This is a genomic window from Leptodesmis sp., from assembly GCF_052746595.1.
Genome location: NZ_JBRAGO010000158.1, coordinates 1 through 6646, shown reverse-complemented (window position 1 = coordinate 6646; position 6646 = coordinate 1). Strand labels below are relative to the sequence as shown.

Annotated in this window: 4 protein-coding genes; 3 read left to right on the top strand and 1 reads right to left on the bottom strand. The window is 51.5% G+C overall.

Annotated features, from left to right (window positions below; genetic code table 11):
* Positions 1-575, bottom strand: a 575-nt coding sequence (gene nfi, locus ACUVQO_RS21860; protein WP_445927936.1) for a deoxyribonuclease V, incomplete at its 3' end; no start/stop codon positions are given.
* A gap of 254 nt (positions 576-829) precedes the next feature.
* On the opposite strand from nfi, the gene ACUVQO_RS21855 reads away from it, so the two are divergent.
* From ACUVQO_RS21855 to ACUVQO_RS21845, 3 genes are all read left to right on the top strand, one after another.
* A complete protein-coding gene (locus ACUVQO_RS21855) occupies positions 830-3205 on the top strand; it encodes a protein kinase domain-containing protein (RefSeq protein ID WP_445927935.1) in 2376 nt (791 codons plus the stop codon).
* A 66-nt stretch (positions 3206-3271) separates the two neighbouring features.
* Positions 3272-5101 carry an AAA family ATPase gene (locus tag ACUVQO_RS21850; protein ID WP_445927934.1) on the top strand — a complete coding sequence of 610 codons (1830 nt, stop codon included), beginning with the start codon at positions 3272-3274 and terminating at the stop codon, positions 5099-5101.
* A 229-nt stretch (positions 5102-5330) separates the two neighbouring features.
* Complete coding sequence (locus ACUVQO_RS21845; protein ID WP_445927933.1) at positions 5331-6419, top strand: mannose-1-phosphate guanylyltransferase; 1089 nt, start codon at positions 5331-5333, stop codon at positions 6417-6419.
* Positions 6420-6646 lie beyond the last annotated feature (227 nt).

Here is a 6646-nt window from a genome sequence, read left to right as displayed (position 1 = left end):
GTTTCGAGAGAAATCCGATGGCCGGGAGAAATGTAGACAGGTTTGGTGCCAGGGCGGGTTCTGAGGGCCACTCCAATGGTTTCGCCTTTGTGGATCAGTGGTTGCCAGCTTCCCCGTTGGTCTAGTAACTCGGCATGACGACCCACCAGAATCGATTTTGCGACTCCAATGGTTGGCCGGTCGATTAATACTCCCAAATGACAGGCGATCCCAAATCGGCGAGGATGAGCGATCCCCTGGCCATCGCACAGGATCAAATCCGGTTCGATCTGAAGTTTTTCCAACGCATCTAGAACAGCAGGTATTTCCCGAAATGAGAGTAGACCAGGAATATAAGGAAATTCGGTCGGACGGCGGGCGATCGCGCTATCTTGCAACTGCAAACCATCCAGACCCAATACCGCTACTGCCGCACGAGTCACCGTCCCTCCTGCTTCAAACCCCACATCAACCCCAGCCACATATCGCACCTCCTCGAACTGATCCGTCAGGATGACCCGATCGCGTAATTTTTGTTGCAGGGCGATCGCGGCCTCCGGAGTCAGGTTCCAGTCATGGGAACAGTGGAGTTGCATGATGGGGGATGGGGGATGGGGAATGAAAATTCATTATTCCAAATTCAAAATCCATCATTCCAAATTATGCCTTTAACTGTGAATGTAGCTGTCTAACTCTGGCAGGATAAGTGCCGTCGCGGTAGAGTCAATAGAAAGTGTTTCTCGGTCAACTGAACCAGGTTCAGCTAGAAAACTAGGGTTTCCCAAACAAAAATGATTCTGGACCAGGACAAGGTTTGCTTAGAGAAAAAACTGCCGCCATTAGGAATGTGATGATAGGCGAACTGATCGGCTCACGCTATAAGGTCGTTAATGTACTGGCCTCTGGGGGCTTTGGCCATACCTACATTGCGGAAGATACCCAACGTCCCGGCAATCCCCGCTGTGTGTTGAAACATCTCACCTTCAGTAGCAACGATCCGGCGGTATTGCAGCAGGTGCGGCGGCTATTTCAGGCCGAGGCAGAAACCTTAGAGCGGTTGGGGAGGCACGATCGCATTCCTCGCCTACTGGCTTACTTTGAAGAGAATCATCGGTTTTATCTGGTTCAAGAATTTATTGAAGGCCATCCACTCAGCGAGGAACTGGTTAAAGGGGTACGCCTCTTTGAAGATGAAGTGATTCCCTTACTGGAAGACGTGCTGGGCATTCTGGAATTTGTTCATGCTCAGGGTGTGGTACATCGGGATATTAAACCTGCTAACCTGATCCGTCGTCGGCAGGACAGCAAGTTGGTCTTGATTGACTTCGGAGCGGTTAAGACTCTGGGCAACACGATCGTGGAAGCCACCGGGAATACCAGTTTGAGTATGCCAGTCTACACCTCTGGGTATGCGGCCAGTGAGCAATGTATGGGTCGTCCCCGGTTTAGCAGCGATCTGTATTCGCTGGGAATCGTGGGCATTCAAGCCCTCACGGGGTTGCATCCATCCCAGATGCCAACAGACTACCAGACTTCTGAACTGATCTGGCGAGATCAGGCTCAGGTCAGTGATGAACTGGCCGATGTGCTTGACAAAATGACCCGGTATCACTTCGCAGACCGCTATCAATCGGCCAGTGAAGTCCTGGAAGCCCTGCGAGACGTAATTAGCAAAGCCCCTACCCTGGTGAGTAGGATTGACTTTTCAGGCGAATTTTCCAGTAGCTCTCCCACCGTTCTTGCCAGCAAAACTGCAGCCCAATTCCTGGAAGGAAGCCAGCTTTTACAATCCAGGCCCGTTTCCACCCAGGTAACTCCTGCCACGCGAAACCGGAAATCTCTGACTCGTATTGGATTGGCCCTGCTGGGGACTCTGGCGATCGCGGCCTTGGTCAAAGAGTTGTCAACTCCTCGAATTTTTCCACCTGTGGAGACTGGAACGGCGGATTCTACGACAGCGACGACTGCCAGCGATCGCATCAGTGTGGGAGAAAATTTGCTGAATCAGTGGCAGTCCAGTCTAGAAAAACAGGCTGGAATTGATGCAATCGCGGCTGGAAATTACAGTCAGGCGATCGCATCATTGGAAAAAGCGCGTCAACAAGATCCTGGTGATCCGGAAACCCTGATTTATCTGAATAACGCTCGCATTGGTACGGCTACATCTTACGAAATTGCCGTCGTGATCCCGGTTAACAGCCCGTCTCTGGCTCAAGGCATGGAAATTTTACGGGGGGTGGCTCAAGCCCAGGATGAAATTAATTGGGTAGGCGGGATTAATAATATGCCTTTAAAGGTAGCGATCGCCGACGACAATGGCCAACCGGAAACTGCCAAACAGATGGCAGAATTGCTGGCCAGGGATCCGCAGGTGTTAGGCGTGGTTGGACATGGCAGCAGCAATACCAGTATCGAAGCGGCCAAAGTGTATCAGGATCGCCAACTCGTGATGGTGGCTCCGGTCAGTTCAGCCGTGCCGCTCTCCGATGTGGGAAATTTCATCTTTCGCACAATGGTCACAGATAATCAGACGGCCAAAGCGTTGAAAGATTATATGCTGGCCCGCCTGAACAAGCGCAAGGTGACAATTTTTCACAACCCCAATGACAGCTACAGTAAATCCCTGACCAGGGAATTTAGAAATGCACTGGACTATAGCGGGGTGCAGGGCGTAACAGTCGTGGATGAAATCGATCTCTCTCGTCCAGATTTTGACGCAGAAGAGAGTGTGAATCAGGCGATCGCTCAACAAGCGGAAGTACTAATGCTGGTGCCCAATGCCGATGTCATGGATCGGGCGATTCGGGTGATCGAAAACAACAACCGCAGACTCCCTGTGCTGGCGGGCGACATTATGTATAACTTCAAGGTTCCTAAAATCGCCAAGGAAAAAGCTGTCGGCATGGTCGTGGCCGTACCCGTTGACCCCACTGGATTACCCTTCTTGCAGCAGGCTTCTGCCCTCTGGAAACAAGAACATCTGGTGACCTGGCGTACAGTGCTGGCCTATGATGCCACCAAAGTGTTGCTGGCCGCGGTCGCTCAGGATCCCTCCCGGATCGGCATCCAGCGGATTCTTTCCCAACCCAATTTCTCGACTTCCGGAGCAGAAGGACCCATTAGTTTTCAAGCCAAAGGCAACCGCCAAAATCAGCCAGCCTACATCACCGTAGCTCCCTTGGGGCAGAAGGGGGAAAAGGAGTACACGTTTGTGCCGCTGAGGTGACGGGATCTCTAAACGTAACCTTCGACCATTTTTGCTCACCCCCCAGTCTGTCCATTAGGGAGTACGATGAGCGATCGAAACCTACCCACCCCCTTACTCTCCCTCTCCCCCCTTCTCCCTCTTAAGGAGCTACCCGTGGATACCCAAGAAATCAAACGAGAAGCCAACGATCTCTACAAAGCTGTGCAGCCCTTACTGGAACGGGGCCAGGAGTTCAAACGATTTTTGCTAACAGATCTGGCCAAGATAGTTTTGATCTGTGGACGGAGTAACAATGACATTTCTCCCAATGAACTGCTGGGCTTTCTGGTGATTTATGCCTTGATTAAGCAAGACAGAGACACTCTGAAAGTGGTGCTGAATGAATGGGATACCTCCAGGGATGTGCGGCTGAAGTACCAGAAACAGACGGTGCAACTGTTGCTGGAGTTGAAGAATAATTTTGGACCAGACGATCATCTGATTTTGCCATCGGTTTTGAATCAGTTGGATGAGCAGCAGGGAAGCCAGTTGCTGGAAACGACGATGAATGCCATCTATCGCTTTGCCCAGGTGATTGTCAAAGCCGATGGAGGCATTTCCATGGAGGAGATGGAAGCCCTATCGGTGGTCTGGCGATCGCTCCACGCCTACGAAGATCCTGCCCCCTACCTGCAACAGGCTTGCCAGTCCCCGACTGCGGCTCCAGCCCACCCAACCCAAGAAACTCTAGAACAGGTGCTGGATGAACTGAATCAACTGGTGGGGCTGCACAACATCAAAGAAGAAGTGAAAACCCTCACCAACTTCTTGAAGGTGCAAAAAGCGCGAACCGAGCGGGGATTGGCGAATGCTTCCGTCTCGCTACATTCCATCTTTAGTGGCCCCCCTGGAACGGGCAAGACCACCGTTGCCCGGTTGATGGGCCGCATTTTTCAGAGCCTTGGTTTTCTGGAGAAAGGCCAGTTGATAGAAACCGATCGGGCCGGATTGGTCGCAGATTACATCGGTGGTACAGCCAAAAAAGTGGATGAAAAGGTGAACGAAGCCCTCGATGGTCTACTGTTCATCGATGAAGCCTATGCCCTGATTCCCGAAGACAGTTCCCGCGATTTTGGCCAGGAAGCGGTGGATGTGTTGCTGAAGCGCATGGAAGATTACCGCCAACGGTTGGTTGTGATTGCGGCGGGATACACGGATGAAATGCATCGCTTTGTCGAATCCAACCCCGGTTTGAAATCCCGCTTCAATCGATATTTCTACTTTCAGGACTACACACCGGATGAACTGGTCGCCATCTTCAACAAGATGTGCCAAGACAACCATTTCAATCCCACCGAGGCGACCAATGAGAAACTGAAAACCTTGCTGACCGAGCTTTATAATAGCCGCGATCGCACCTTCGGTAATGCCCGCCTGATAAGAAACCTGTTTGAGAAGGCGATCGAGCGACAGGCTAATCGGTTAGCGGTGATCAACACCCTCACCGATGAAATTCTCACCACCATTCTGCCAGAAGACATTCCCAACGCGAACGAAATCCTGCCGCAGAATCCAACAGCTCCTACCAGCCTGCCGCAGACCCTTCCCAACTCGGCCTCTTCCCCCATGCCTCCCTCGGACTGGTTCAGCCAACTGACAACCTTGTTGAATCAGTCACTGCAGCCCCTGGGCGCGATCGCCAAAATCAGGCTGAACGCCGATCGCCTGCAAATCCTGTTTGAAGCTGACTCTGCTCCCAATCCCACTGAGATGGTTTCCCTTACCCTCAGTCAGCTCAAACGTCTGCCTCTGGTTGCTTTTACCCAATTGCAACTGTACGGGCGGCGATCGGGCGACGAGATCCCGGATTGGAGTCGGGAATTTGATTTGGATGGAGAGGAGAGTGAAAGAAAGCGGGAGAAAGTAGGTGGGTGAGTGGGGATATGGGGAAGGTAGGGAAGGAATGGAAAAGTTTTAGCTTCACGCTAACCCTTAACCGATGACGCATAACAAATGGCGATTCCGCTAAAGATCTCATGATAAAGATCTCATAAAGATCCCTGGACCTGGACTGTGCAATCCTCAGCGATTTAGTCAAAACTAAAGTGGATCTACCGTGTTGGATATCTGCAATTGATCGTCCCCCATTGGAGCAACGGATTTTATGAGTAACCCCTCCCTCATCCCCGTCATCCTTGCTGGTGGTAAGGGTGAGCGTTTCTGGCCCCTCAGCCGCAAACATCGGCCCAAACAGTTTCTCAGCCTGGATGGTAGTGGCAAAAGCTTATTACAGGCGACAGCAGAACGGTTGCTGGAGGTCGCAGAAGGTTGGGAGAACCTGTGGGTAGTGACAGCGGCTCACCTGGCGGATGGGGTACGGGAACAACTACCCGACTTGCCAGAAGCCAACTTACTGGTAGAACCGGAAGGTCGAGATACCGCTCCGGCCGTGGCCTGGAGTACACTGGAAATTGCCCGACGCTATGGCAAAGATACAGTGGTTGGCTTCTTTCCTGCCGATCACTGGATTGCGGATCAGGCAACTTTTCAGGCAACTTTGACCGCAGCAGCGGAACTGGCAGTGAAGGAAGCAGCGATCGTCACTCTGGGAATTACTCCCACCTATCCTTCAACGGGATATGGTTACATTCAACAGGGTGCAGAGGCGGGTTACTACGGCGCAAATCCAACCGCCAATGGAGCCAGTTTTCCGGCCTACCGGGTTGATCGCTTTACAGAAAAACCCGATCGCGAAACGGCTGAACAGTTCCTGGCCACTGGCAAGTTTAGCTGGAACAGTGGCATATTCGTGTTCCGGGCAGGAGTGACGCTGGATGAATTGTTGACCTATGCACCCGAAATTCTTGGCCCGATCGAGGAAAAGGGAGTTGCGGCTTATGCTGACCTGCCGAAAAAGAGCATTGACTATGCCCTGATGGAAAAAACTCAGCAAGCCTATGTATTGCCTGTGGCTTTTGGTTGGGATGATCTGGGCGATTGGAATGCGATCGAGCGTTTACTGAAAGGCGATAATCCCAATGTAGAACTGGCTCGTCATGTGGGATTGGACACCCAAGGCGCACTCTTTTATGCCACGGATGATGATGATGTAATTGTCACGATCGGCCTGGAAGATACTGTGATCGTCCGCGATGGCAAAGTCACTCTAATTGTGAAGAAAGACCGCACCCAGGAAATCAAAAACATCCTGAAAGAACTTCAAGCTGACCCTAATTTGAAACACTTGCTGTAGCTAACCGGGAATTGGACGATTGTAAACAATAGTGGATAGATGAGTTCTGCGATTTGGCTAGTTCACTAGCATTTACGAAACAATGCGGCACACTGCAATCTATGGCTTCCGTAATAGTGCTCGATAGACGATAGTGGAACTCTTGCCTATTAGACTCAATCATCATCAGTAAGATGCGCAAAGCTTAGCGTGCCCATTCAATCAGCCAGAATGACAGGATGGGTACA

Bases quoted from the DNA above. Each gene is read 5' to 3' on its own strand.
- ACUVQO_RS21855 (WP_445927935.1), top strand. From the start codon at position 830: ATGATAGGCGAACTGATCGGCTCACGCTATAAGGTCGTTAATGTACTG.
- ACUVQO_RS21850 (WP_445927934.1), top strand. From the start codon at position 3,272: ATGAGCGATCGAAACCTACCCACCCCCTTACTCTCCCTCTCCCCCCTT.
- ACUVQO_RS21845 (WP_445927933.1), top strand. From the start codon at position 5,331: ATGAGTAACCCCTCCCTCATCCCCGTCATCCTTGCTGGTGGTAAGGGT.